21 protein-coding genes are annotated in these 23,614 nt (G+C 56.5%); 15 read left to right on the top strand and 6 right to left on the bottom strand.

The window, feature by feature from the left end; all coding sequences use genetic code 11:
- Positions 1-158: 158 nt before the first annotated feature.
- Positions 159-320 (bottom strand): hypothetical protein, encoded by a 162-nt coding sequence (locus ACH50O_RS06220; RefSeq protein ID WP_446811158.1) that lies wholly within the window; start codon positions 318-320, stop codon positions 159-161.
- A 386-nt stretch (positions 321-706) separates the two neighbouring features.
- Between ACH50O_RS06220 and ACH50O_RS06215 the strand changes: the two genes are divergently transcribed.
- From ACH50O_RS06215 to ACH50O_RS06150, 14 genes are all read left to right on the top strand, one after another.
- On the top strand, positions 707-2,461 hold the full coding sequence (locus ACH50O_RS06215) for an ATP-binding cassette domain-containing protein (RefSeq protein ID WP_446811157.1): 1,755 nt from the start codon (positions 707-709) through the stop codon (positions 2,459-2,461).
- Positions 2,462-2,465: 4 nt separating this feature from the next.
- The gene (locus ACH50O_RS06210) at positions 2,466-3,695 is read left to right on the top strand and encodes an oligosaccharide flippase family protein (protein WP_446811156.1); all 1,230 of its coding nucleotides are present in this window, start codon (positions 2,466-2,468) and stop codon (positions 3,693-3,695) included.
- Positions 3,696-3,731: 36 nt separating this feature from the next.
- Positions 3,732-4,919 carry a hypothetical protein gene (locus ACH50O_RS06205; RefSeq protein ID WP_446811155.1) on the top strand — a complete coding sequence of 396 codons (1,188 nt, stop codon included), beginning with the start codon at positions 3,732-3,734 and terminating at the stop codon, positions 4,917-4,919.
- Between the two features lie 28 nt (positions 4,920-4,947).
- The gene (locus ACH50O_RS06200; protein ID WP_446811154.1) at positions 4,948-6,090 is read left to right on the top strand and encodes a glycosyltransferase family 4 protein; all 1,143 of its coding nucleotides are present in this window, start codon (positions 4,948-4,950) and stop codon (positions 6,088-6,090) included.
- 14 nt (positions 6,091-6,104) lie between these two features.
- Entirely contained in the window at positions 6,105-7,226 is a 1,122-nt protein-coding gene (locus ACH50O_RS06195) for a glycosyltransferase family 4 protein (protein WP_446811153.1), read from the top strand.
- Between the two features lie 86 nt (positions 7,227-7,312).
- Positions 7,313-8,119 carry a UDP-N-acetyl glucosamine 2-epimerase gene (locus ACH50O_RS06190; RefSeq protein ID WP_446811152.1) on the top strand — a complete coding sequence of 269 codons (807 nt, stop codon included), beginning with the start codon at positions 7,313-7,315 and terminating at the stop codon, positions 8,117-8,119.
- 3 nt (positions 8,120-8,122) lie between these two features.
- Positions 8,123-9,421: an O-antigen ligase family protein gene (locus ACH50O_RS06185; RefSeq protein ID WP_446811151.1), complete on the top strand. Its 1,299-nt coding sequence runs from the start codon at positions 8,123-8,125 to the stop codon at positions 9,419-9,421.
- 37 nt (positions 9,422-9,458) lie between these two features.
- Positions 9,459-10,391 carry an NAD-dependent epimerase/dehydratase family protein gene (locus ACH50O_RS06180; protein ID WP_446811150.1) on the top strand — a complete coding sequence of 311 codons (933 nt, stop codon included), beginning with the start codon at positions 9,459-9,461 and terminating at the stop codon, positions 10,389-10,391.
- Positions 10,392-10,403: 12 nt separating this feature from the next.
- Entirely contained in the window at positions 10,404-11,210 is an 807-nt protein-coding gene (locus ACH50O_RS06175; protein ID WP_446811149.1) for a class I SAM-dependent methyltransferase, read from the top strand.
- 156 nt (positions 11,211-11,366) lie between these two features.
- Positions 11,367-12,221 carry a class I SAM-dependent methyltransferase gene (locus tag ACH50O_RS06170; protein ID WP_446811148.1) on the top strand — a complete coding sequence of 285 codons (855 nt, stop codon included), beginning with the start codon at positions 11,367-11,369 and terminating at the stop codon, positions 12,219-12,221.
- Complete coding sequence (locus tag ACH50O_RS06165) at positions 12,173-13,720, top strand: hypothetical protein (RefSeq protein ID WP_446811147.1); 1,548 nt, start codon at positions 12,173-12,175, stop codon at positions 13,718-13,720. The genes ACH50O_RS06170 and ACH50O_RS06165 overlap by 49 nt, the downstream gene beginning before the upstream one ends.
- Entirely contained in the window at positions 13,708-15,603 is a 1,896-nt protein-coding gene (asnB, locus tag ACH50O_RS06160) for an asparagine synthase (glutamine-hydrolyzing) (protein ID WP_446811146.1), read from the top strand. Before ACH50O_RS06165 ends, asnB begins: the two co-directional genes overlap by 13 nt.
- The gene (locus ACH50O_RS06155) at positions 15,593-16,585 is read left to right on the top strand and encodes a class I SAM-dependent methyltransferase (RefSeq protein WP_446811145.1); all 993 of its coding nucleotides are present in this window, start codon (positions 15,593-15,595) and stop codon (positions 16,583-16,585) included. The genes asnB and ACH50O_RS06155 overlap by 11 nt, the downstream gene beginning before the upstream one ends.
- A complete protein-coding gene (locus ACH50O_RS06150) occupies positions 16,585-17,910 on the top strand; it encodes a hypothetical protein (RefSeq protein ID WP_446811144.1) in 1,326 nt (441 codons plus the stop codon). Before ACH50O_RS06155 ends, ACH50O_RS06150 begins: the two co-directional genes overlap by 1 nt.
- A gap of 137 nt (positions 17,911-18,047) precedes the next feature.
- Here ACH50O_RS06150 and ada read toward each other — a convergent pair whose 3' ends face one another.
- The 4 genes from ada to ACH50O_RS06130 all read right to left on the bottom strand — a co-directional run bounded on the left by ada (position 18,048) and on the right by ACH50O_RS06130 (position 22,491).
- The gene (ada, locus tag ACH50O_RS06145; protein WP_446811143.1) at positions 18,048-19,121 is read right to left on the bottom strand and encodes a bifunctional DNA-binding transcriptional regulator/O6-methylguanine-DNA methyltransferase Ada; all 1,074 of its coding nucleotides are present in this window, start codon (positions 19,119-19,121) and stop codon (positions 18,048-18,050) included.
- A gap of 651 nt (positions 19,122-19,772) precedes the next feature.
- A complete protein-coding gene (locus ACH50O_RS06140) occupies positions 19,773-20,642 on the bottom strand; it encodes an AraC family transcriptional regulator (RefSeq protein WP_446811142.1) in 870 nt (289 codons plus the stop codon).
- A 57-nt stretch (positions 20,643-20,699) separates the two neighbouring features.
- On the bottom strand, positions 20,700-21,749 hold the full coding sequence (locus ACH50O_RS06135) for an alpha/beta fold hydrolase (RefSeq protein WP_446812120.1): 1,050 nt from the start codon (positions 21,747-21,749) through the stop codon (positions 20,700-20,702).
- A gap of 151 nt (positions 21,750-21,900) precedes the next feature.
- Entirely contained in the window at positions 21,901-22,491 is a 591-nt protein-coding gene (locus ACH50O_RS06130) for an FMN-binding negative transcriptional regulator (RefSeq protein ID WP_446811141.1), read from the bottom strand.
- Between the two features lie 171 nt (positions 22,492-22,662).
- Here ACH50O_RS06130 and ACH50O_RS06125 point away from each other — a divergent pair, with 171 nt between their 5' ends.
- On the top strand, positions 22,663-22,806 hold the full coding sequence (locus ACH50O_RS06125; protein ID WP_446811140.1) for a hypothetical protein: 144 nt from the start codon (positions 22,663-22,665) through the stop codon (positions 22,804-22,806).
- A 100-nt stretch (positions 22,807-22,906) separates the two neighbouring features.
- On the opposite strand, the gene ACH50O_RS06120 is transcribed toward ACH50O_RS06125, so the two are convergent.
- The gene (locus ACH50O_RS06120) at positions 22,907-23,590 is read right to left on the bottom strand and encodes an HAD family hydrolase (RefSeq protein WP_446811139.1); all 684 of its coding nucleotides are present in this window, start codon (positions 23,588-23,590) and stop codon (positions 22,907-22,909) included.
- Between the last annotated feature and the right edge of the window lie 24 nt (positions 23,591-23,614).

Here is a 23,614-nt window from a genome sequence, read left to right as displayed (position 1 = left end):
AGTGGCGCGGCATATGCTGACGTCTGGCGAGGATGTAGCGGAAAAAGCGCGTAACATTCCGGGCAACGGCAGAGCGGTCGCCACGGATAAGCCGCAGACTAGATAACCCGGTAATTCCTGTATCATCGGGAGGAAGCTTTGGCGGCAGTTCACATCACTCAGGACCCTGGGCCTGTGAATGGAGAAGCTTCGGTAGGATTTAAACTCTTTCCTTCCGTCAAACTCCTGATGCTCTGGTCGCGGATTTCCGGCGTGGTCCAGGCTTTCTTGGTGGTGACGGTTTCGGTAACGTGCTCTAGGCTATTGTTAGAGGTGTCCATGGATTTATCCCGGTAATTGACAGGCCCAGCATGCACTGGCCGGCGAATATTAACATCGCCTCCCTGGGCTTACAATAAACAGCCGAAGCGCGCCACCCTGGCATCTGCCAACCCTACTTCAAACCCGCGCCTTACACGGATTACATCGTCCGATCTTTCATCCCCCGTTTACAGCCTCGCACACTGGCTAAAGTGCGGATACAAATCAGAACTGGGAAAATGTCGGCGATGCCGATTCGCAAGATAGAACTCCGAACATTGCGAACCCGTTATTGTTTGCATGATCGCCATGCGCAGACGACTGAAATCTGCGTATCCCTGTTTAGTTGCGGATCCGGCCCTGGCGCTAACGAACCGACGGATTCCTTCGTGATATTATCCTGCCCATGAATTCGGATCAATCTGACAGCAGCACTGGAGACCAAGGGCTTTTTCGGGCTTATCTACTGGAGTTTTTACTTTTTGACCCGCCGGCAATCCGGCGAGCCGCACTACTCAGCATGGTCACAGCGGCGACGGAAGGTGTCGGATTGCTACTGCTGTTACCGCTGTTAACCTTGGCAGGCGTGTTTGACACGGAAGGCAGCAACAACTTCACAGTGCTTAGCAGTCTTCTCGCCAACCTGCGGCTGAACTGGAATTTCGAGAGCGTGCTGATGATTTTTGTCGCGCTCATTTCCTTGCAGGCGTGGCTCGTTCTGCTCCGGGACCGGGAAACCCGCTCGCTACAATTGCGCTTCACCGACCATTTAAGACAAAGACTTTATGCCGCGATAGCGCAGTCTCGCTGGACTTTTCTGATCGGCCGGCACAGCGGCGAGATTCTCAACGTTCTAAGCTCGGAGATGCAGCGTATTGGCGTGGGTACCTTTTTCCTGCTGCGTTTATTTATCACCTCCTTGCTCGCGCTCGCCTACCTGTTCGTCGCTTTCCGAATGTCGCCGCCTCTTGCCCTACTTGCATTGGGCACAGGTTTGCTGTTGTGGCTGGTGCTGAGGAGTACGGACAGGGCGAGCCGCGAAAGCGGAGTACTTTTAGGACAGGCAAACCACAACCTGTTTACCCGAACTCAAGAATTCCTCTCCGCCTTAAAACTTATCAAAATGCACGGCGAGGAAGCGGGCCACATTCGCCAGTTCAACGACGCGGTCAGCGATGTTAGCCGGCGATTTATCCATTTCCAAAAAAGCTGGACTCGCGGGCAGATGGCATACCGTATCGGCGGCGCTTGCGCGCTTGCCTTGTTTAGTTACGCGGCACTCACCCGGCTGCAACTGCCCCCTGCCCGCTTGTTGGTAATGATTGCCATATTTGCCAAAATGTTGCCTCACCTTTCCGAAATCGCCGGCGGCCGACAACAATTGCTACACATGCTGCCGGCATTCTCGGCCTGGCAAAACCTGTTGGCGGAAAGCAAGGCAAACCGAGATTTTCCGCCGCCCGACAATCAGCCGGCGCCCTTGCGGCGGCAAATTGTCCTCGAGCGCGTGGCTTTCAGCCATCCCCAATCTCACCTTGCGTTGTCGGTGGAGTATTTAGCCATCCCCGCCAACAAAACCACGGCTATCAGCGGCGTTTCCGGTTCCGGCAAAACCACCCTGCTGGATTTGCTGAGCGGATTGATCGCCCCCGACAGCGGCGGCATTTGGATTGACGGCGTCGCGTTAAATCGGCTTAGCGGTTGGCGCAAGAGTATCGCCTATATTCCGCAGGAAACCCTGCTCCAGGACGGCAGCCTCCGCGACAATCTACTCTGGGGAAGCGCCACCCCGACCGATAAGGAAATTGAACTTGCCCTTGAGCGCTCCGCCTTGTCCGGGCTGGTTGCAAAGTTGGCGCTCGGCCTGGATACGCCGATAGGCGAACGCGGCGTTAAGCTTTCCGGCGGCGAAAAACAACGTTTGGCCCTAGCCCGCGCGCTGCTTCGCAAGCCGCAGTTGCTGATTCTGGACGAAGCCACCAGCGCGCTGGACGGCGATAACCATCGCCAAGTGCTGGATACGATCCGCAGCCTACACGGCAATATGACAATATTGATAGTCAGCCACCGCCACCAAGAACTGGCCGGATTGATCGACGGCATGGTGCATGTGACGGCGGGCGAGGTTGGCCCCTGGCGCCCGGTTTCGGGGCCCAACTAAACGCATGATGCTTCGGGCGCATCTCCGACCGGCCTCGGCACAATGGCTTGCCACGCTTTATGCGGCCTTGGTATCGCTGGGCATATCGGTTTTATTGGCGCGCCGCATGGGGCCGGAGGCCTTCGGCACCTATTTCTATATTCTGGGGACAGTCACGCTGTTGGCTACATTGCAAAACGCGGGATTTTCTACCCTGCTTCTGCGGGAAAGAATTTCGGCCACCCCAGCCCTGGCAGCATTGGCGCCGGTCCTGCCCGGACTGGCGCTGGGCCATTTACTGGCCGTTACGTTGGCAATGATGCTAGGCACATGGCTGTTGCTGCCGTTTCCCGAAGCAGTGAGACTTACCTGCGGTATCTTTTGCTTCGGCACAATCAGCTTGTCCTTACAGGTATCGGCTCGCCTTAAGAGTGCCGGCGATTTTTACGGGGAAGCCCGCTGGCAAATTTACGGCAGAACTTTCAGCGCCTTGTCGATCGCCGCCGTCGCAACCTTAACCGTTCCAACCTCAAGTGCCGTGCTGGCGTGCTGGGGCGGCGCATTACTATTGGCATATCTGCTGTGGCCATTCCGGGACAGCAAGGTGCGTCCGCTTTTTCATTTGGAGCCCGCGGTCTACAGGGCATCCCTGGGCTTTCTATGGATCGATCTGACCACCAATATCTACCATAGGATCGACATCGTGATTCTGCATCATTTCCTCGGAGATACGCCGGCGGTCGGTCATTACGCCGTCGCCTACCGTCTGTTTGATGGCATAGTGCTATTGATCGCCCCGATTGCCTCGATCTGCTTTCGGGAGCTACGGTTGGTATGGTTGAAGCCGGCCGCGCTGCGGCAGCTAAGCGGCAAGCTGCTGTTAGCGGCGCTGGGCTGCGGCCTTCTGCTCGCCGGTGGCGGTTATTTTGCGGCTCCAGCGGCAGTGAAACTGTTTTTCGGCGCTTCCTACAGTGGAGCATCCGCCGAACCGGCCGGCTGGCTGTTTCTCGGTTTGGCCTTCATCGTACCGAACGCCGTTCTCACCCAGCTTGCAATCGCGACAAATCGAGAAAGGTGCTATGCTTGGGCAGCTTGTTTTTCGGCGCTCCTGAATATTTTGCTCAATTTCTCCCTAATTCCCGCGCACGGCATAATAGGAGCCGCCTGGGCGACGATCATAACGGAAGCCGGCTTGGGGTTGACGCTTTACCTTGCTATGATCCGGCAACAAAGTTTTGCCGCCCCGCCGGCCTGACTTAAGCAACAAATTATTTGTTCGATTCAATTATTCATGCATACGAATTCTTCCGCTCCTTCCGCAACGCATTACTCGGATGAAATATCCCTGCACGAAGCCGCCTTGAAACTCTGGGCATTCTATCGCGGCTTTTTGGGCGCGCTGTTACCCGTCGCAGTATTCTCGGCCCTAGCGGCCGCAGCCTGGGTTTCGTTTCGGCCCGTTTACGCCATCACGGCCATTCTGGATACGCCACAATTAAGCTTGAACGAATGGCGCACTTTCTCGCCACTGCTGGTAGACAAGGCCGCGGTTGAAGCCTCGCTGTCCGCCCAGGAAGGCCTGAACGACCAGGAACGAGAATCCTTGATGAAAAGCTTTCTGATGCCGACATTTTGGGAATCACGCATTCAGTACAAAACCGCCCTCCGCCGCGACGATATCAAGGAAAATCCCAACGCCGATCCGAAGAAAACGGACACACTGGGCCTGGAAATCTCTATAACGGCAAACGACGAAAAAGCCGCCGCGCAACGTTTCGAGGCCATGGCCGAACACATCCGCCAAACCATGATCCGGCACAGACTGACAAACTATTTGCAAGAGCAAAGGCAAATCGTGGCGCACAAGCACGATGAAACGGCCATCGAACTGATTCAGCAGCAGTTCGCCATCGACCAGAGCAACCAGCGTATCGCCGACATGCAAAAATTGCTCGAGGCTTACCCCGAATTACGCCGCATGGATACGACTACCGTAGTCTCCGTCGAAAGCGGAGGCGGCAAATATCTTTCGCCACTGGCGCAAATCGTGGCGCTTAAGGCAACCATCTCCGAGGCCGAGGCCAGCATGCGCGCCATACGTCGCCAACAGGAAGAAATGGCATTGCGCGGCCGCTTCCTAAGCGAAGTCGGTAGCCCGCCGCCTGTTACGGGCAGCGACTTGGCCGCCTGGCTCTACGAACGAAAAACACATCTGTTTGCGTCAACCGACTCTCAATCCCAGATAGCGCAAGAAGTCTCTCACGACTTGGACTTGCATCTGCAGGACCCGGTGTTGTACGCCGACCTTTGGCGATATAAAACGCTGCCGGCCAGTTTTCATGCTCCCATATTGCTCCGGCGTCCCATGCCGGTGGGCATCATCACATTTCTGGCGGTCTGGTTGTCGCTACCGCCCGTCATGTTAATATTCCGCGCAATCCGCCGGCGAGTCGCCTTGAATTTACCTGCTGCGCTGTAAGATTCCAATCCATCCTAACTAAACTTAAGTGGATATTATTTTATCGACCGATGCCATCAGGCAGCCGCTGACAGGCATAGGGCGTTACACCAGCCAACTGGCTCGGCAACTGGTACAGCACCGGGAAATCGACGAGATTTGGTTTTCGCACGGCGGAACTCTGCTGCGCCGGATCCCCGAAGCGCGGCAGCGGCCTGCCGCCGTCAATTGGTTGCGCGACGGCTTCTCAAAGTACAGCCCGTTGCTCAATGCTTACCGCAAAATCCATTCTTTCGGCAAAGCCGGTTCCATCCGCCACCTTAAAAACGCCCTTTACCACGGAACCAATTACTATCTGCCGAAATTCGCCGGCCGGAGCATCGTTACTATTCACGACATATCGGTGTTCACCCTGCCGGATTGTCACCGGGAGGACAGGGTAAATTTTCTGCGAAAGGAAATGGCCTTGGCGCTTGAGCGCGCCACCGGCGTGATCACGGTTTCGGAGTTTTCCAAGCGAGAAATCATCGCCCAATTCAACTGGCCGGCCGAGCGGATTTACGTGACCCCGTTGGCCGGCGCCGGGATTTTTCATCCGCAACCCGACACGGAACTTACGCCTTTACTCAGGTCAAGCCAACTGCTTCCCGGCAGTTACTGCCTATCCGTGGGTACCATAGAGCCGCGGAAAAACCTCGGTGCCTTACTGGATGCCTACGCATGTTTGCCACTACGCTTACGCCGATTATTCCCGCTGGTGTTATCGGGACACTCGGGCTGGAACAGCCGTGCGCTACTCGACAGAATTCAGCGCGCGGCTCGGGAAGGCTGGCTGCGTTACCTGGGCTTCGTTCCCGACTCGCACTTGCCGGCCTTATTCGCCGGCGCGCGGCTCTTCGTTTTTCCGTCGTTTTATGAAGGTTTTGGTTTGCCGGTGCTGGAAGCCATGTCCTCGGGCGTTCCCGTTATTTGCGCCAATGCCGCGTCGCTCCCCGAAGTGGCCGGTAACGCGGCAGCCATGTTTGCGCCGCATGACACGAACCAACTTGCCTCGTTGATCGCGATGGGTTTGGAAAACGAGGAATGGCGCTCGGCAGCAACGGCAAACGGCCTGCGGCAAGCGGCGCAGTTCAGCTGGGAAAAATGCACGGAACAGACCTTGCTGGCTTATGCCGCCGCCTTGAGTGCCTGAGATTAAGGCCGGCGATGCGTATCCTTCATTTCTTTAAAACGGCGTTCCCGGAAACCATGGGCGGGATCGAACAAGTCATCGATCAGCTTGCCAGAGGCTCCAACAGACTGGGAATCGAAACCGAAGTACTGACCTTGACAGAGGGAACGGATACGCGGCCGATCGACATTCACGGCTATCGCATCCACCGTGTCCGCTGCGATTTCCAGCTCGCATCCACCGGATTTTCCGCCTCGGCATACGGGCGCTTTAGCCAGCTGGCGCGGCAGGCCGATATTATCCACTATCACTTCCCTTGGCCCTTCATGGACCTGTTACATTTTGCCGGCCGCATACAGAAACCCTGCCTGGTCACCTACCACTCCGACATCATCCGTCAAAGATTACTGCTAAGCGTCTATCGCCCGCTGATGAATCGATTTATGCGCGACGTCGACCAAATAGTCGCTACCTCACCCAATTACCTGGCGACCAGTTCGGTGCTGCAGAAATATGCCGCTAAGGTCAGCGTCGTACCAATAGGCCTGGACAAAACCACCTACCCGGCTCCAAACCCGGCGCGTTTGCGTTATTGGCAAGAAAAACTGGGGGAGCGTTTCTTTCTGTTCGTTGGCGTATTGCGCTATTACAAGGGCCTGCACATCCTGCTCGAAGCCGCCAAGGATACCAATATCGCCATCGCCATCGTCGGTGCCGGACCGACGGAAAACGAATTGAAACGCAAAGCCGCTCAGCTCAAGCTGCATCACATCCATTTTTTCGGATATCTGCCGGAAGAAGACAAGGCGGCTCTTTTGGAACTTTGCTACGGCGTGATATTTCCGTCGCATTTGCGTTCGGAAGCCTTCGGCATTTCATTACTGGAAGGTGCGATGTACGGCAAACCCATGATTTCTTGCGAAATCGGCACGGGAACCACCTATATCAACATCGGCGAGGAAACCGGGCTGGTCGTTCCTCCCAGCGATCCCACATCGTTGCGCGACGCGATGCTCTACCTGCTGCGGAATCCGGCCAAGGCCGCCGAAATGGGACGCCGAGCGGAAAACCGGTATCAGCAGTATTTTACGGCGGATAAGATGGTGCATAAATATGCTGCTTTGTACCGCGATTTGTACGCTAAGACATTACACTGATAGACCATGCACAACACTTACGTCTTGGGTACACGCCCCGAATTCATCAAACTTGCGTCGCTGATTCAGGCAGCGTCCGCGAAAGCTTGCCGTTTTCCGTTATCTATGCCAATCAGCACTACGCCGAACGGATGAACCGGGTGTTTTTCAACGAATTGGAACTGCCGAAGCCTGACCACCACCTGGGTATCGGCTCGCTTTCGCGCGGCGAACAAATCGGGCGCATGCTGACCGGCATAGAATGGATATTGCTAATGCGGCGCCCCTCCGCTATTGTCGTGCCGGGAGACACTAACAGCGCGCTGGTGGGCGACTTAACGGCCGATAAACTCTGCATTCCCGCCGTGCGTGTCGAAGCCCGCTTGCGCAGCTACGACCGCATTCACATCGCAGGCAACACCATCGCCGATGCCAGCCAAGGATATGCGGAGCACGCGCAGCAACATTCCGGCATCTTCTATAAAATTGGCTTAAGCAAGGGAGAATACAGCCTACTGACCTATCATCGCCCGTCGAACACCGATGACCTTACCCACTTTGCAGCCTTGATGGACGCGGTCGCCGACATTGAGGAAGTTTCCGGCTTTCCGTTGGTGCTTCCCATACATCCCCGCCTGGGCGAAAACCAACGGCACGCGGCCGCGCGTCACCGCCACATTACCTTGACCGGTCCGGTCGGCTATCTGGATATGCTGGCCTTGCTGCCGAACGCCACCCTGATTCTGACCGACAGCGGCGGCGTCTTGCCTGCCGGCCTGGAAGCGTCCGAACTGCGCTCGGCGGCGCAGGCATTGCTCCGGCGTCCGGTGGCCTGGACCAACCCTTTCGGCGACGGCTTCGCTTACCGGCGCATTCTGGACGGATTGACAGCCACCGCCGACCGCCTGCATTGACGCATGGATTTACGCAGATACTTCATACCGGTCGGCGCACTCATGCCAAATGGCATTGCCGTACTGCTATGCCTGGCTGCATACCTGCTGTTCGGCCTGCAACAAGTTGTCATATCCGACTGGCTGGGCAGCGGCGTATCCCTGGGCGCGACCGCCATTCGCGGCTTTGTAGGCGCCGCATCGGTCTGGCTGTGGCGGCGGCAAGGCATACCGCCGGTACTCCGCCTGCCGTTTCTGGCCATTCTGGCCTGCATCACCGCACTGGCGGCCTCGGTACTGATGTCGGAACATCCCGCTATCGCCGTGAAATTCGCGATAAAATACGGCACCGCGTTACTGCTGCTTTGGGCTTTTCTTAATCTCGCACTGGCTTTTCCCGCTTTCCCCTTGGCCGCTACCCGGGCGGCGTTGCTGGCCCTATGGGGCAACTTGCTGCTGGGCATCGGCGTGCGTGTGGACAATCCGGCCCTAAAGGCATTTTCTCTAGCCTTTCATCCGGAAGCGACCTTTAAATATCTGCCAAGGATCTCGGGGATTTACGAACATCCGGCCATTTTCGGCGCAACAGCGATCATGCTGGCACTATTGACCTTGCAGCTGTATGCTCAAGACCGGTTAACCAAACCGGCATTGTCGTGGACCGTCATCGGTGCCTGTCTGACCTTGTTGCTAACGGAATCCCGCAATGCCTTGGTTCCGCTATTGGCGTTTGCCGGCGGCATGGCGTGGCTGCGGCGGCGGGAACTCCTAGCAGCCGGCGCTTGGCAAATCGCCGGCAGTATCGGTTTGCTTGCCGCCTTTCTGAGCTTCATACTCTGGCGGCGTCATGCCGAATTGACCAGCGCCATTCACGAAAGTCCGCTGACGGCGTTCTCCCTGGGGCGCACCTACATCTGGGCCGGCGCTTTCGAGGCCTGGCGCACTCATCCCTGGTACGGATTGGGCGCCGGAGTCTTCCAGTTTTTGACCCCGGATTACACCGGCGGACGCTTCGACCGCGGCGAATTGCACGCCCATAATCTGCTACTGGCCATCTTGTCCGAAACCGGGTTGACCGGCTTGTCGGCCTACGCCTTGCTGATATACTCGCTATGGATGCCGCTGTATAAAGGCGGCATCGGCAGTAGCGGACGGGATTGGGTTTTACTTTGGCTACTCGCCTTACCCAGCTTCGGGCTTTTCGACTTTTACCTGCCGTTCTACGGCTTTTCGATGCATCTGGCCCTGATCCTAGCCAACCAATATGCCTTGGCCTATCCTAGCCATGAGCACCGAGCGAGCGAAAGGAACAAATCCGAATGAGTCCAACTTTGCTAATACCGCGAAAGGCCGGCTGTTCATGAGCGCATTTTCCCGGGTTTTAGTGACCGGCGGCGCTGGCATGATAGGCCGGCGGGTGCTGACGCAATTGCGCGAACTAGGCGTGGAAGCCGCCGTATTGGATAATCTGTCCGGCGGCCTGCCCATGCCGGAAACCGCCGCATTGGCGGTATGCGGCGACATTCGCGACAGCAGCGCGCTCGATAAGCTTATCCGCAACTTCCGCCCCGTAGCTATTTTACATTTGGCTGCCGTGCACCACATTCCCACCTGCGAAGCTCAACGTGCCTACTGCCTGGATGTCAACGTCACCGGCACCGAAAACGTACTGTGCGCCGCGGAAAACAACGGTATCGGACGGGTTGCCGTCGCCTCCAGCGGCGCAGTCTATGCATGGGAAAACAACGAACTGAGTGAGGACCATAGCCCGCTTTGGCCTTGCGACAATTACGCCCTCGCCAAAACCTGCAACGAATCGCAATTACGTTTCTGGACCCAGCGTACCGGCGGCATCGGCCGAGCGGCGCGTATTTTTAATACTATCGCCCACGACGACCCTAACGCTCATCTGATCCCGGATATCGCCGCCCAACTGCGAAACGACACCGGCGCCGCTATCCTACGTTTGGGCAATCTGACCTCCAAACGCGATTACCTGCACGCTGACGACACCGCCTCGGGCCTGATTGCCCTTTTACGCGACAACCGCCAAACAATCGCTTACGATAGCTTCAATATCTGCTCGGGCATCGAACGCTCGGTCGAAGAATTGGTGCGCGGAATTGCAGCGCTCTTGGGCCGGGAGATTCGCATCGAGAGCGACCCAAGCCGCCAGCGCAAAATCGACCGCCCCAGCCAGCTGGGCAACCCTGAAAAGGCTCGGCGGCAGCTCGGCTGGACGGCTCGCATGGCTTTCGACGAAGCCTTGTCCGCAACCATTTTGCAAAAATAGCGGCCACGGACAATGACAAAACAGACAGCAAAATCAGAACGCTTTCCGCGACACGCCGAGCCTGAGCTGCCATCCCGTCGGGGAATGGCCGACTTGCTTGAACAAACATCAAAGTTCCGCTTTCACACCCTATTGGACATCGGCATGGGAGACGGTTTAGCCTCAAGATATTTCGCCGCTCAAGGCAAACAAGTCACGGCAACCGGATTCGACATAGAGGCCTATCTGTCGTCGCCCATGCCGGACACTGTCAAGCTGGTGCCAAACGCCGACATATGCGACATGTCTTGTTTTGCGGATGGCTCGTTCGACGCCGTATGGTGTTCGCACGTATTGGAACATGTGCAGAATCCCGGATTGGCGCTCGCCGAAATCAGACGCGTGTTAAAACCGCACGGCATGCTCTTTCTCATTGTCCCCGAATACGCGCCAGTCCTGGTCGGAGGCCACGTCAACACCGGTTGGAACTTGGGAACGCTGATGTATAACCTGGTACTATCCGGCTTCAACGTCCGCGAAGGCGAATTCGTCAATCATTGCTGGAATATATGTGGATTTGTCGCGCGCGGCGAGCTACCTGCCGTTAGATTGCGCCGCGACAAGGGTGACCTTGAAATCTTGGCGGGTCATTTTCCGGAAGAAGCGCGAGTGCGCCAACATATGCGCGTAACCATGCTACAAATACGCTGGCGCTGGCATGAATCCATTCGCGCTCGCGCCGAAACAACTTTCCGAAAAGTCTATCTGCACCGGCTTATGCTCAGTTGGACCCCGCCCGCGCTTATAGACGCACTGCGCCGTTTGCGGCCGCGGAACTGATCCGCAGGGCGGCGCGCATGTCTTTCGGCGATAACCTACTCCTTACCTTGCAGCTCAAGCTTCCCAGTGTTTGAACGAATTCGCGCATCGCTGTCCATACGCCGTTATCCGTGGCAGGAACTGTCGTGCGCCGCATGCGGCGATACCCAAGGCGAAGTGCTGCTGGCACGCGACCGGTATTTGTTGCGGGTGAATGTAAAAGTATGCGCGGGTTGCGGGCTGATCTACACCGGCCGCAACCTCAACCGCGCAGCGCTTGATTCCTTTTATCGCGATGAATACAGAAGGTTCTACGAAGATATCGAGGGCATTTCTCCGGCCTATATCCACGACAATCGCGACAAGCTCAAAGCCTGCTATCGCCTGGCGCGCATCCGCGAGCGTGTCGGCACGATAACGGGTGTGGTCGAAATCGGCAGCGGTTTAGGATTTTTCATTCGCGAATGCCGGCAAAGCGGCATCGATAATGTTCTCGGCTTCGAACCCTGCAAACTCTCCGCCGATTACGCGGCCGGCCAATCCGGGCTAGCAGGCAAAATTATCGACACCGATTACCAAAGATATGACGGCAAGCTACCTCAAGCCAACGTATACGCGCTGTTCCATGTGCTGGAACACCTGCCCGATCCGGGCGAATTGCTGAGGTGGATTGGCGGCCGCATCGAAAACGGCTGGCTCGTCATCGAAGTGCCGGATATTGCGCATGGCTGGGAGCGGCTCGGCCTAATCAATTTCCATTTTGGACATCGCCACTATTTTTCTATCGGCTCTCTAGCGCAGCTCTTACAGCGCCATGGCTTCGGCGTTCTTGCGTTCGATGCCGATATTGACGATGGTATTTACCCTGGAAATCTGCGGGTGTTCGCCCGGCGTCTAGACCTGACGGATATAAAATTCGCGGCGCTGCCCGCCGAGGATAACCGGGAAATTTGCCGAAAAGTACGCGGTGTGGCGAAGGCCCCATGGCGCAATGGTTTACCGCGTTGCGCTGCGCGCTTGCTACGTCCATGAAGGATACCGGAATGCTTGCCGCCGACAGCCTCGTTCCCGGCAATATTCCGCCCAAACCGCCCCATGGCGGTCTTGGCGGCCCCGCCCTAGTGGGCGCCATGATCTATATTACCGGCCAGATCTGCAATCTCCTGTTCCAACTGTTGCTGCTCCGCGCATTGGGTTCGCAAACCTATGGCCATGTCGGCCTTGCCCACATCAGTCTTACCGCCCTATTGTTCGTCGGCGACCTCGGCTATAGCCTGTATTTCCTGCGAGAAAAACCGAACACCGCGCATTGGCGCAAGGCCTGGCGCTCGGCGCTCGGCCACCGTCTGCTGGCAACCCTGCTGAGTTTTTCCGCGCTGGCGGTATTCTGGGCAATACGTTACGGCAATACGGACGCAGGATTGCTTTACCTGGCCGCCGCCGCGCCGGCCGCACTACTGGCGTTGCTCAACTTTTCCGCGCCATTGCTGGCTGCCGGGCGTCATAACACCGGTTTTGTCATGCAGCAAATCGCCTGGCCGGCAGCCGCCGCTTGCTTCAGTCTCACTTGGCTGCTGCAAGAACAACCCTTGTCCCCGGTATTATTGGCCGGCAGCTGCGTCAGCATGGGTTATCTAATCCAGGCGGCATCCAATCTTGCGGTAATGCACCGTTTGAGCCGGAAAACGGAAAACGGCGCCCGCTTGAGTACACTGCTGATCCCCAGTCTCAGCCTCGGCAGTTGGGGCATGTTAAAAGCTTCGCTAACGCTCTCCTTGCTGGGTTTTCTCGGCTTGGCCAACGACCGGCTTACGGCCTTCCTGATAGAAGGTACAGCTATAAGCTTTCTGCCGACTTATCTATTGCTGGGACAAATGCTCGGCGGCGCAGCCGGTATTCTTAGCCAGTTCAACCGCTTACTGGTAGCGCACGAAGCCAATGGTCAAGATGCGGTATCTCCAGTGCGCGCGACGGCTCCCCTGGTACTCGCTCCCATGGCCTTGCTAGTCCTTGCCGTCGCGTTAAGCTGCGACAACGGCTGCGGGGAAGTGCCGGCCGCATGGGTACAACTCGGCTTACCGGTTTTGCTGGATTGGACGCTATCCGCTTTGGGTGGCTGCATGGCCGCAGTGCTGATTGGCCGCCGGCAGGAAAAAAAATTGGCGCGGGCCATTATTTTCGGGGTCGCACTCAGCATATTGGCGCAACTTGCCGGCGCCTGGCAGGAATCCGCGGATGCCGTGCTGTGGGCCCGGGTTACCGGGGCAACGTTGAGCTTATCGATCTCAGCACGGCTTGCCGGCATGGCCGTTCCCGTGACATTGCCCTTGTTCGGTCTGACCGTTGCCATGAGTTCAATTTCTCAAGCACATCTACTGCCCTGGCCGGTGCCGGCGGCGGCCAGCCTAATCGTACTGGCGACCGTCATGAGCCGGGATGCCGCATCATTCCGCCGGGTATTCGGCGCGATAGGCGCAGCTGTGCAATCCAAAAGCGGCAAGCCGCAGACAAACAACCGATGTGCGGACTAATCGCCCTGCGCGCCCATACCGCAACTCCCGATCTGTCCCGGCTCGGTCGCGCGGCCCTCGATACTTTGGCGCACAGGGGACCGGACGATGCGGACTGCACCCTCGCGGGCGATAATTCGTCCTGCCCGCCTACCTTCCTTGGCCACCGGCGTCTGTCCATCCTCGACCCGAGCCCGGCCGGACGCCAGCCCATGACCTGCCCCGTCACCGGCAATATCCTGATTTTCAACGGCGAAATCTATAACTTCATCGAATTGCGGCAGGAATTGGAAACGCAAGGCTGCGTTTTCCGCACCGATACGGACACGGAGGTTGTTTTGCATGCTTGGTGCGTCTGGGGTGAAGCCGCCTTCGAACGTTTCAACGGCATGTGGGCGCTCGTCCTGTTGGAGCGTACCAGCGGCAGCCTGATCTGCTGCCGGGACCGCTTGGGGGTTAAGCCCTTGTACTACGCCAGAGATAATAAGGGCGACGGGCAATTGACCATTTTGGCCAGCGAAATTCGCGCGATTGCCGAGGTGATGGGCGCTTACCCACCGCCAGAGCGCAAAGCTGTGTTCGATTTCCTGATGACCGGCGTGTCCGACCACAGTTGCCGCACTTTCTACACCGGCATCTCCGCCGTGCCGCCCGGCTGGATCATGCGTCTGGACCGCAACGGCGATCTGCACTGGCGGCGCTATCACCAATGGCCGGAATGCGACCCGGATAAGCACCTAGACCCGGTGGAACTGCGCGACCTGATCGCCGATGCCGTGCGCTTGCGGCTACGCTCGGACACATCCAGCGTTACGCTACTGTCGGGTGGCCTGGACAGCAGCATCATTACCGCGATGGCCGCCCGGGCCAGCCGGACGGAAACCCGCGCCTGTCATGCCGGCGCCTATACCTACGGCTATCGGGACGGTCAGATGGCCGAACACGATGAAACGCTACAAGCAAAGGCCTTTATCGCCGAATACATGCCGGGCACCCCCCATTTTATCCATCTCGCCGATGCGCAGCTCAGCGAGGCCGAATTGATGGAGCTGGCACACACCCACGACGAACCCGTAGCCACACCATCAATCCTCGCCGGTCATCGCCTATTCCGCGCGATCCGCGACGACGGTTTCAAAGTAGTATTGAGCGGCGAAGGCGCGGACGAGCTTTTCGGCGGCTACACCTCCCGCTACATGAGCCAACTGACACGCGAGCGCCTGCTCGGCGGCGAGATACGGCCCGCGTTGCGTATGCTGCGTAACGGCTCGGCCAAACCGCGGCAGGTCGCCAACCGGTTACTCTGGGATTTACCCGCCCGGGCCGTGCGAGATCTTCTGCGCCACACACGTCCAAGCGCACGCACCATGAGCGCTGGCTTGTGGAATGAAATGGCTCCCGAGTTCGCCGCCATTTATAAGGACCGACACGTCAGCCTGGAACAGCGTCTGCGCCGCGACGTAACCGCCACCAACCTACCAACGATCCTGCGCTTGGCTGATCGCAACAGTATGCGCTTCGGCATCGAGCTGCGTTCACCTTATTTGGACTGGCGCGTGGTTTCCGCCGCGCTGGCAGTACCGGCGATCGAGCGCATGGGAGATCGGCAGGGCAAGGCCGCACTGCGGAGGGCGTTTTCGGGCGAACTGCCCGACGAGGTAATATGGCGCCGCAAAACTCACGGCTTCGGCAATGCCGAACAATTTCAGGTAAACCATATCCGCTTTGACGCGCTATGGGACAGACTACCCGCCTGGACGGGTGACTTGCTTTCGCTGCCGGATCTGCGCCGCGAACTGACGCGCCCCGCTAGCCATACCACCTTATGGTGGGCCGTATCCCTCGCGCTTTGGCTGGCCACGGCCTATGGCGAACAATACGTAACAGCGGACCATGCAGCTTGAATTCGTCCCCGACATCGGCGGTTGCCGCCTGTGCAACGCCACCACCCGGCAACGGGAGTTCTGGCCTGAAACATACCTGGGAGCCGGCCAATCCTTACGCCGCTGCGGACATTGCGCCTTTCTCTACCTGGCCCCGGATTTCACGCCCGCCTCGTTGGAAGATTTTTATGCCCATCATTACCGTAAACTGTTTCTAACCGAGATCATCGGCAAAGACCCGGAATTGTTTTTCAAACAGCGTTTCGAGAACCGTATCGCCGAGCAACGTTTGCGCATCGTAGCGCCGCTGCTGCCGCTAACGGGACGGCTATTTGAAGTCGGCTGCGGTTTCGGCAGTTTTCTGCATACAGTGTCTCAAACCCGCCCCGATGTCACCCTATACGCTTCAGAGTACGATACCGCCCATCGCGGCATCCGCTGCGAGGGAGTGGATGTGCAATGGATACCCCATTTCCAGGCATTTCCCTCGGCCGGTTATTTCGATGTCGTGGCCGCTTTCCATGTATTGGAACATTTACCCCGGCCCGCCGCTTTCGCTCATTGGGCCGTTAACACACTCAAACCCGGCGGCCATCTGATCGTCGAGGTGCCGGACGCCGCTAGCGGCTGGCATACGCGCAAATTCGTGCATTCGGCCCATTTAAGCTATTTCACCGCCCATACCCTGCGGCGAACGTTGCAGAGTGCCGGCCTCGAAATCCTCGATTGCGGCGCGCACCCCTTGGAGGCAGCCTTTGCCGGCAGCTTGCTGGCCGTTGCCCGGTTGCCGCCGACCGGCGCGGTACCGCATCCTATCCCGCCAGCGAGTCCGCAAGAAATCGCCGCCATCGACCGGCACGTCGGCGCCGTGCGTTGGACACCGGCCGATACCTTGAAAGCACGCGCCAAACTCAGCATGGCGAAAGTCGTGGGGCCGGCGAACACCGGTGCATTTCAGCGCTGGCTCGAATATCGCCGCCTGAAAAAACTTTGGGACGCTTGATGGACTTCAGCCGCTTCGAACAAAGCCTGCGTCGGGCCTGGGGTGACGACGCCGCACTGGCCCGCCATGAGATTTATTTCATTTCCCGCCGCAAGCGCGGTTGGCTGCAAATTGCCCACGCAACGGCGGCGCTGTTGCGCGATGCGTGGCTTTGCGCGCGCCTGCCGCGCCACTCCGAATCCCTCTCCGCCACGGTATGCGCGGTCAGTCTGGCGGGTGCCAACGGCTGGGGCAGTATATCCCCGCTACTACCCAGCTTGCAGGCAACGGGCCAAGCCGTTTCGGTTTTGATACACCCGAAATTGCAAGGCACAATTCCCGGTTCGCTACCCGCCGCCCCGGATCGGATGGGATGGCAACTGGCTATCCTGGCCCTATTTAAACAAAGTCGGGCGACTATCCCCGAGGTGTCGCCCTGGACGGTGCGCTGTTGCTTGGCCCGCCGCCAACTCTGGCGGAGCGCCTTGCACAGCACCCTGACCGGCGCCGGCAGCGAGGTCAGGGCGATTTTACTGCACAACGACTTCGATCTGTTTTCCGCAGCCGCAGTGGAAAGCGCCCGGGAAATACCGCCGATTCGCAGCCTGTGCATCCAGCACGGCCTGCCAACGGACGAATTCTTTCCGACACGGGCTGACGTCCAGTTGGTTTGGGGAAATTCCAGCCGCGACGCCTACTTGTCCCACAACACCCCTCTCGATACCCTCGCTATTGGCACTTACCGCGCGAAACCACCGAGAAGCCTTCCCAAGCTCATCCCGGCACCACGGCGTATCCTGTTGATTTCGCAAACACATACGCCGGTTTACGGATGCAGCCTCGAACACGGCTTCCTGCGGCTGGCAATTCAACTTGATGCCTATCTGGATGACCAATCTTTCCGCATCCTATTACATCCGGAAGAAACTCGTCTCGGCCATCCCTATGGAATAGGCAATATGGCTTCCCGATGTCGCGACGCGCCGCATGCTGAGCTAGCTTTCCAAGGGGCACCGCTGTCGCAGCCGGCATTGGTACTTGGCTTTTGCTCGACCGCATTGGCGGAAGCTGCTCAGGCCAGGAACTTCGTCCTGGGCGTTAACTGGGAAGTGCCCGCTAGCAAGGCGGCATTGGCCGTAGGCTCGCCGCCTTTCAAGATTAACGATGCCGAGGCAGCGGTGGAATTGTTCAAACGACTCAGCCAAGACCATGAATTTCGCTCGGAATGGATGCAAAGACAAACACAGTGGATTAACGACATGTTTAAACCATTGCACGGGAACTGGCTACAGGAATGCCTAATGTCCGGCCACAGCATTCAGCCCGGCGAAGAGCAAGGGCCGTGACGGCAGCAGAGACAAATAGGCCGTTTATGCAACCGGTTGGCTTCCACTGATTCTGAAACAGCCAAGATGTCGCGGACGTGAGCCGATAGAATATCCTGCAACCTGAAGTTCGCAGGTAGTGGCATAATTGCCGGTGCTCATGTTTGACGCTCCCATCGCAACAGCTCGGCTTTGCGCTCCACGCCCCAACGATAACCGGACAAACCGCCATCAGAGCGAACTACTCTGTGGCAGGGAATCGCCACCGCCAAGGTATTGGCGGCACAGGCGCCGGCCACCGCGCGCACCGCCTTCGGTGCGCCTATGCGTTGGGCAATATCGGCATAACTCACTTTCTCGCCCACTGGGATTTGCAGTAACGCTTGCCAAACCCGTTGTTGAAATGCTGTACCTCGCATGTCCAGCGGCAAATCCAGGCCAATGGCGGGGGCTTCAACAAAACCGACCACTTTGGCAACCCATTGTTCGAACTCACTATCGCCGCCGATCAGTTCAGCCCGAGGGAAACGGTCTTGTAACTCCCGGGCTAAGCGGTCCGGATCGTCGCCTAACGCAATGGCGCAAATTCCGATGTCGCTGGCCGCCACCAGAATAGCACCCAGTGAGCATTCACCCAGGGCAAAACGAATTCGGCTATTGGTGCCACCGGCACGATAGTCGGATGGCGTCATACCTAACAGCTGCGGCGATTTTTCATAAAACCGGCTATTGGAGTTATAACCGGCATCATAAATGGCGGCGGTTACCGACTGACTTTTTGCCAGTTGAGTCCGAACCCGGTTACTGCGCTGGGCTGCCGCATAGGCTTTAGGTGTCAAGCCAGTGATCGCCTTAAAAAGCCGGTGAAAATGAAAGGTACTTAGTCCGGCAATAGTCGCCAACTCGGTAAGGCTAGGCTCGGTTTCCGCGGCTTCCAGCAAGCGGCAGATTTCGGCAACTTTATCGGCATGCTGTTCGCGCAAGTCAGGTTGATCCGGTTTACAGCGCCGGCAGGGGCGGAATCCAGCCGCTTCAGCTTCGTCTCGACTAAGATGGAACTGCACATTTTCCGGTTTGGCGGTACGAGCCGGACAAGACGGCCGGCAATAGACACCGGTAGTTTTCACTGAATAGAAAAAGCGACCGTCGGCTGCTGGATCGCGGGCAAGCACGGCTTGCCAACGAGGATCGTTCTCCGTGGGCAAAGCGTCAGTTTCAGTCGGGTTCGGCATGTCGGCTCCGGATTTCGTTCACGCCGCTACTTTACCCAATCCTCAGTTCTTGAACACTCCGAGTCTTGCTTTCAAATTCAAATTAGCTTTTGATCGGACTGTCTAGGGCGTTAAGGGAATTTGGAAATAGATATCGACAAATTGCCATCAACGATCCCTAGTGTAAACAGGTACAGCTGGGGACGGTTTACGGCTTCACGACCGTTAAACACTAGTGCAACTTCTCTCCGGCCGGTTCAATATGTCGTTATTAGGTTGCTGCCAAAACACGTTGCCATTCGGCGAACCAATAGGCCCTACTCTGTATTTTTCCCATGGTTACATACCAAGCGCCAGATAAACCGCAAGGCTTCCCCACAGGTTAATCGGGCTGACGAAGCAGTTATATGCATTCCGACTTGCAATAGGCCTTTTACGCTTATCGACCAAGACCTTTATACTGAGCCAGCTCATCGGACATTACGTCCCGCAGAAATAGCCATCCGCACACTCAAGCGTTTCGGGTTATCAATCGGCGTCGAAGTTTTGCCAATTTTAGGGCGAAGGGACGTCCAAATTTCTCCAAGCACCCTAGTCTTCAACCTTTGCCTACGCACTTGTATCATGCGAACGCCAAGTTTTATCGTAGCTCAACTATTCGGGCGCTTTCGTTTATACCAAAGGCAGATAAACATCGGTAACCTGTTCATGTTCTGGCGTTTCAGGCACCCGTTTGATGTAATGGAAAAATAGCGGAAACTCCCGCAATTCCTCACCGCTTTCCGGCAGCCAGTCCCGGTAAAGATAATAAACGCTGTCACTAATGCGGTCAGTCGAACCGATATGACGCACCACGGCGTAACGTCCTCCCGGAATCTGTTTGGTAATAACCCCCTGCGGGTTTTCCGGCACCGGTTGCTTGACCTCGCCGCAAACATCGAATCTGAATGATTCGGCGGGCGTGACCGCCGGGTCGTCATAGGCAATGCCAAATGTCCGGCTACTGGCTACCGGCGACAAACCACTTTGCTTGCGCCAGTCTATGAATTTTCTAACCGTTTCCATGAGCAAGCTGGGCGATCCGCGGTGCTCCAGAGCTGCGACTAGGGTTTCTGAAAAATCGACGGTGGTGACATTCATCTTGTGACTCCTGATGCGTTTGGGTAATTGCATGCGCTCATTCCAAGGCTGCCATGCTGGGTGCTTTCGAAATTGAGAGGGCGTTTGTCCGAAACATTTTTTGAACGCACGGGAGAACGATTCCGCATTGCCGAAACCGGCTTCCAAGCCAATATCGGTAATGCTTAGCAACTCCTGAAACACCAGTTGGTAAGACGCCTTACGTAAACGCAATAACTGAATGTAGCGCGTCGTACTCAGTCCGGTGTAAGCGGAGAACTGCCGTTGAAAGTGAAACCTGGAAAAATTTGCCTGTTTGCTCAGTTCATTGACCGACAGCGGCTCGAAAAGATGTTTGTCTATGTAATCGAAAACCCGATCGATGCGCATCGCATAGGCCGCACTTGCCATTTTTTTGTCCACTTTTAACCCTCCTCAATCGAGCGCTACTGTAACAAGCGTCGAACCATCTCGCCTGACTCAGCGTGCTAAATTGACAAGAGGAATACGTAAAACAAATTCGCTGACGACGCCGACAAATTCGTCGGCTTGGTCCTGCATGATGAAATGTCCGCTGTTCCTGACAATGATATGCCGTGAATTGCTGGACAGACGGGCCAGATCGTCCTGTTCGGCCTGTTGAATTTGGGCAAGCGCCTTTTCAGCTTCGACATCTTTGCCCGATCTCTCCGCTTCGAGCGCGACTATATCGAGGGTTACCAAATTGCCGGCGGTTAGCACCAATAACGGCAGATCGCCTAAATTGCCTGGAGGCGGCGTAGCTGGATCGAGTCCTTCACGCATCACGGCAATTTCATTGACCACCGCATGAGCGGTATCCGTACGGTTCTGTAACGCCGTCATCGCGGCCAGGATTTCCGCCGGCAGCGGAGACGGCCGGCGATCGGCATCGGCAATCCCCAGCAGCCTGACGAGACCAATTCGCGATAACGGCTCGGCCACTGCAATCTGCATGGCTTGTTTGCGGTAGTCCCACGCGGCATAGGGATACTGGTGCATCGGGCTTTGCTCATGCGTCGAATCGACAAGAACGATACCCTGCGTCTGTTCTGGAAACTGGTGATAAAAAGCACGCACGTAGATTCCGCCGCGCGAATGACCGACCAACACAAACGGCGGCGAAATGCCCGCATTGTTCAGTAGCGTATACAGGTTTTTAGCCACGTCTTCCGGCTGGATCGCAGTATATATAGGATCGCTCCAGCCCAGTCCAGGGCGGTCATAAGCGCAAACCCGCATGTTCCGTGCAAGTTTGGCTTTGACCGGATACCAGCTCAACACATTTTCGCCAAGGCCCGCTTCGAGAAGCAGCGTTGGTGAACCTGAGCCCATACAATCAAGATGGAGATTCACGCCATTCACTGAAATCATGCGCCCAGGTGGTGGGAATGCGGCAAGGTCGGCCGCGGTTGTTTCGGCTTGATAAACGGATCCCGACAGCGCTGCAACGCATGCGATTGCCAACCCGAACAGCAAATAGCGCACACGCCGCAAAAATACGAATGTCATGTTAGTCAAACGATTTCGCCGCATGCGGATCGCTGGGTTTACCGTAAAACCGGAGGTAACTGTCGAATAATGGAGTGAGTGCCTCCAGGTCGGACAGTGTTGCCTGGCAAACGTAACATGAGTTTATGACGACTTCTCTCAATGGTTGGACTCAGGATTTGGTTGCATCTGCGACCAAATTTGCCATGGCCGTCTGGGCGGATTCTCGCAAAGCATTGATCACGCTGCTTTGATTTTCCGGCGGCTGGTTTTGGCTGACTTTCCACTTGCCTTGCAGCCGCGACACGCTGATTTCTATGCCGATAATCTGTGTGATCAAGCGTTCGGTAAAATCAGCCGGGGCGTCCGCTACGGACCATGGCTCGGGGAAACCGGCTTCGAATGCCTGCGTCATAGCCTCCAATTGCCGGCGAATCCAAACTGGATCATCAATCACCCGTAGCCTGCCGTAAGCATGCACAGCGGCATAATTCCAGGTGGGCACCACCTTGTCGGTTTGGGGTTTGGTCGCATACCAGGATGGCGAAATATAGGCATTTTCTGCTTGAAACACCGCCAGCACTTCGGTTTGCGGATCGAAGTCCGCCAACAGCGGATTCGAGCGGGCGATATGGCCACGCAAGCTGCCGTAAGGCGAACCGCCCTCCTCTACCCAATGCAACGGAATATGATTAGCGTTCAGACCATTGGCAGATAAGGTGACCAGAGTCGCCAGTGGATAATCGCGTATCAATGTCTGCATGACATCAATTCTGGGTTCGTCGAAATGCTTAGGGATATACATGAGTGATTAATGGATACTTACCATTTAAGTGTTAGACATTGATTTTGTAGTTCAAGCTCACTTCGTCGCCGTGTATGCCCCGGAATCCCCAATTGCAGGCAGGGCGTTCATAAATGCAGGGATGTCCTGATGAGCAATGCCGATCCGCTCCTAGATAGTGTTGAACAGCGGATGGATGAGTTGTTTCTTGATAGCCGTTTCCCGGCCCGTGATCATGCTGATTTGGATAATTGCGTAAGCATCGGTACTACCGCCGGGCGGTTTTCCGATTAGTAAAACTACAAGGCATCGCGAAACGGCGCAATGCGGGTGTTCGCTGAAGGGTTCCGGTCTTTTGGTCTGTATTTGCATTGAACCGTTCACGGTTATCAGGTTATGCATTGACTAACAACTCGCGCGGAAATTGCTCAAAACTATCGATCACCGTCGAGACGCCCTGGCAGGCGAGAAGTTTGTTATGCGTGTCAAGCGGACCAAGACCGACAATATGGCCGATATTGGCGGCATGGGCTGATTGGAAACCGGAAATGGCATCTTCGACAACGACGCATTCGTGCGGTAGTAAACCAATATTGCCCGCCGCCTTAGCATACATATCCGGCGCTGGCTTACCGGGAAGAACACCGTCATCGTAAACAATCCGTTGCAGATCGAACCACTTATCCAAACGCAGGTGCTGGATGAAAAAATCCAGATTGGTTTTTTCGGAAGCTGTCGCGATGGTACGCGGTATATCCTTGCTAAAAACCAAGTCGAGCAGTGCTTCGGCGCCGGGTGACAAGACAAACATTTCTGGATTTTTTAAGCATAAATCTCGGTACATAGACTCTTTGATTTGGATCAGCTCAAGCAGCTCTTGCCCTTGAGGAGTTCGGCCGCTGAGATAGCTCAATATATGGCTATTGGTACGGCCATGCACATGGATTGCAAATTCGTCGTCGCTTAAGGGTGAGCCTCTGAGCCGTAGCGCCGTCGCTTGCCAGGCCTGAACGTGAAGCGGTGCATCCCAAAGCAAAACGCCATTGAAGTCGAAAATAATTCCTTTATATTTCATCATGATAGTGAGTATCGATATAGTTTG

This window comes from Methylomonas sp. 2BW1-5-20 (assembly GCF_052474515.1).
The sequence above is the reverse complement of the archived record's forward strand: the minus strand, read 5'-3'. Positions and strand labels throughout refer to the sequence as shown.

Bases quoted from the DNA above. Each gene is read 5' to 3' on its own strand.
- ACH50O_RS06135 (WP_446812120.1), bottom strand. From the start codon at position 21,749: ATGACATTCGTATTTTTGCGGCGTGTGCGCTATTTGCTGTTCGGGTTG.
- ACH50O_RS06195 (WP_446811153.1), top strand. From the start codon at position 6,105: ATGCGTATCCTTCATTTCTTTAAAACGGCGTTCCCGGAAACCATGGGC.
- ACH50O_RS06220 (WP_446811158.1), bottom strand. From the start codon at position 320: ATGGACACCTCTAACAATAGCCTAGAGCACGTTACCGAAACCGTCACC.
- ACH50O_RS06120 (WP_446811139.1), bottom strand. From the start codon at position 23,590: ATGATGAAATATAAAGGAATTATTTTCGACTTCAATGGCGTTTTGCTT.
- ACH50O_RS06155 (WP_446811145.1), top strand. From the start codon at position 15,593: ATGCAGCTTGAATTCGTCCCCGACATCGGCGGTTGCCGCCTGTGCAAC.
- ACH50O_RS06215 (WP_446811157.1), top strand. From the start codon at position 707: ATGAATTCGGATCAATCTGACAGCAGCACTGGAGACCAAGGGCTTTTT.
- ACH50O_RS06130 (WP_446811141.1), bottom strand. From the start codon at position 22,491: ATGCAGACATTGATACGCGATTATCCACTGGCGACTCTGGTCACCTTA.
- ACH50O_RS06165 (WP_446811147.1), top strand. From the start codon at position 12,173: ATGGCGCAATGGTTTACCGCGTTGCGCTGCGCGCTTGCTACGTCCATG.
- asnB (WP_446811146.1), top strand. From the start codon at position 13,708: ATGTGCGGACTAATCGCCCTGCGCGCCCATACCGCAACTCCCGATCTG.
- ACH50O_RS06180 (WP_446811150.1), top strand. From the start codon at position 9,459: ATGAGCGCATTTTCCCGGGTTTTAGTGACCGGCGGCGCTGGCATGATA.
- ACH50O_RS06210 (WP_446811156.1), top strand. From the start codon at position 2,466: ATGATGCTTCGGGCGCATCTCCGACCGGCCTCGGCACAATGGCTTGCC.
- ACH50O_RS06150 (WP_446811144.1), top strand. From the start codon at position 16,585: ATGGACTTCAGCCGCTTCGAACAAAGCCTGCGTCGGGCCTGGGGTGAC.
- ACH50O_RS06125 (WP_446811140.1), top strand. From the start codon at position 22,663: ATGAGCAATGCCGATCCGCTCCTAGATAGTGTTGAACAGCGGATGGAT.
- ACH50O_RS06185 (WP_446811151.1), top strand. From the start codon at position 8,123: ATGGATTTACGCAGATACTTCATACCGGTCGGCGCACTCATGCCAAAT.
- ACH50O_RS06175 (WP_446811149.1), top strand. From the start codon at position 10,404: ATGACAAAACAGACAGCAAAATCAGAACGCTTTCCGCGACACGCCGAG.
- ada (WP_446811143.1), bottom strand. From the start codon at position 19,121: ATGCCGAACCCGACTGAAACTGACGCTTTGCCCACGGAGAACGATCCT.
- ACH50O_RS06205 (WP_446811155.1), top strand. From the start codon at position 3,732: ATGCATACGAATTCTTCCGCTCCTTCCGCAACGCATTACTCGGATGAA.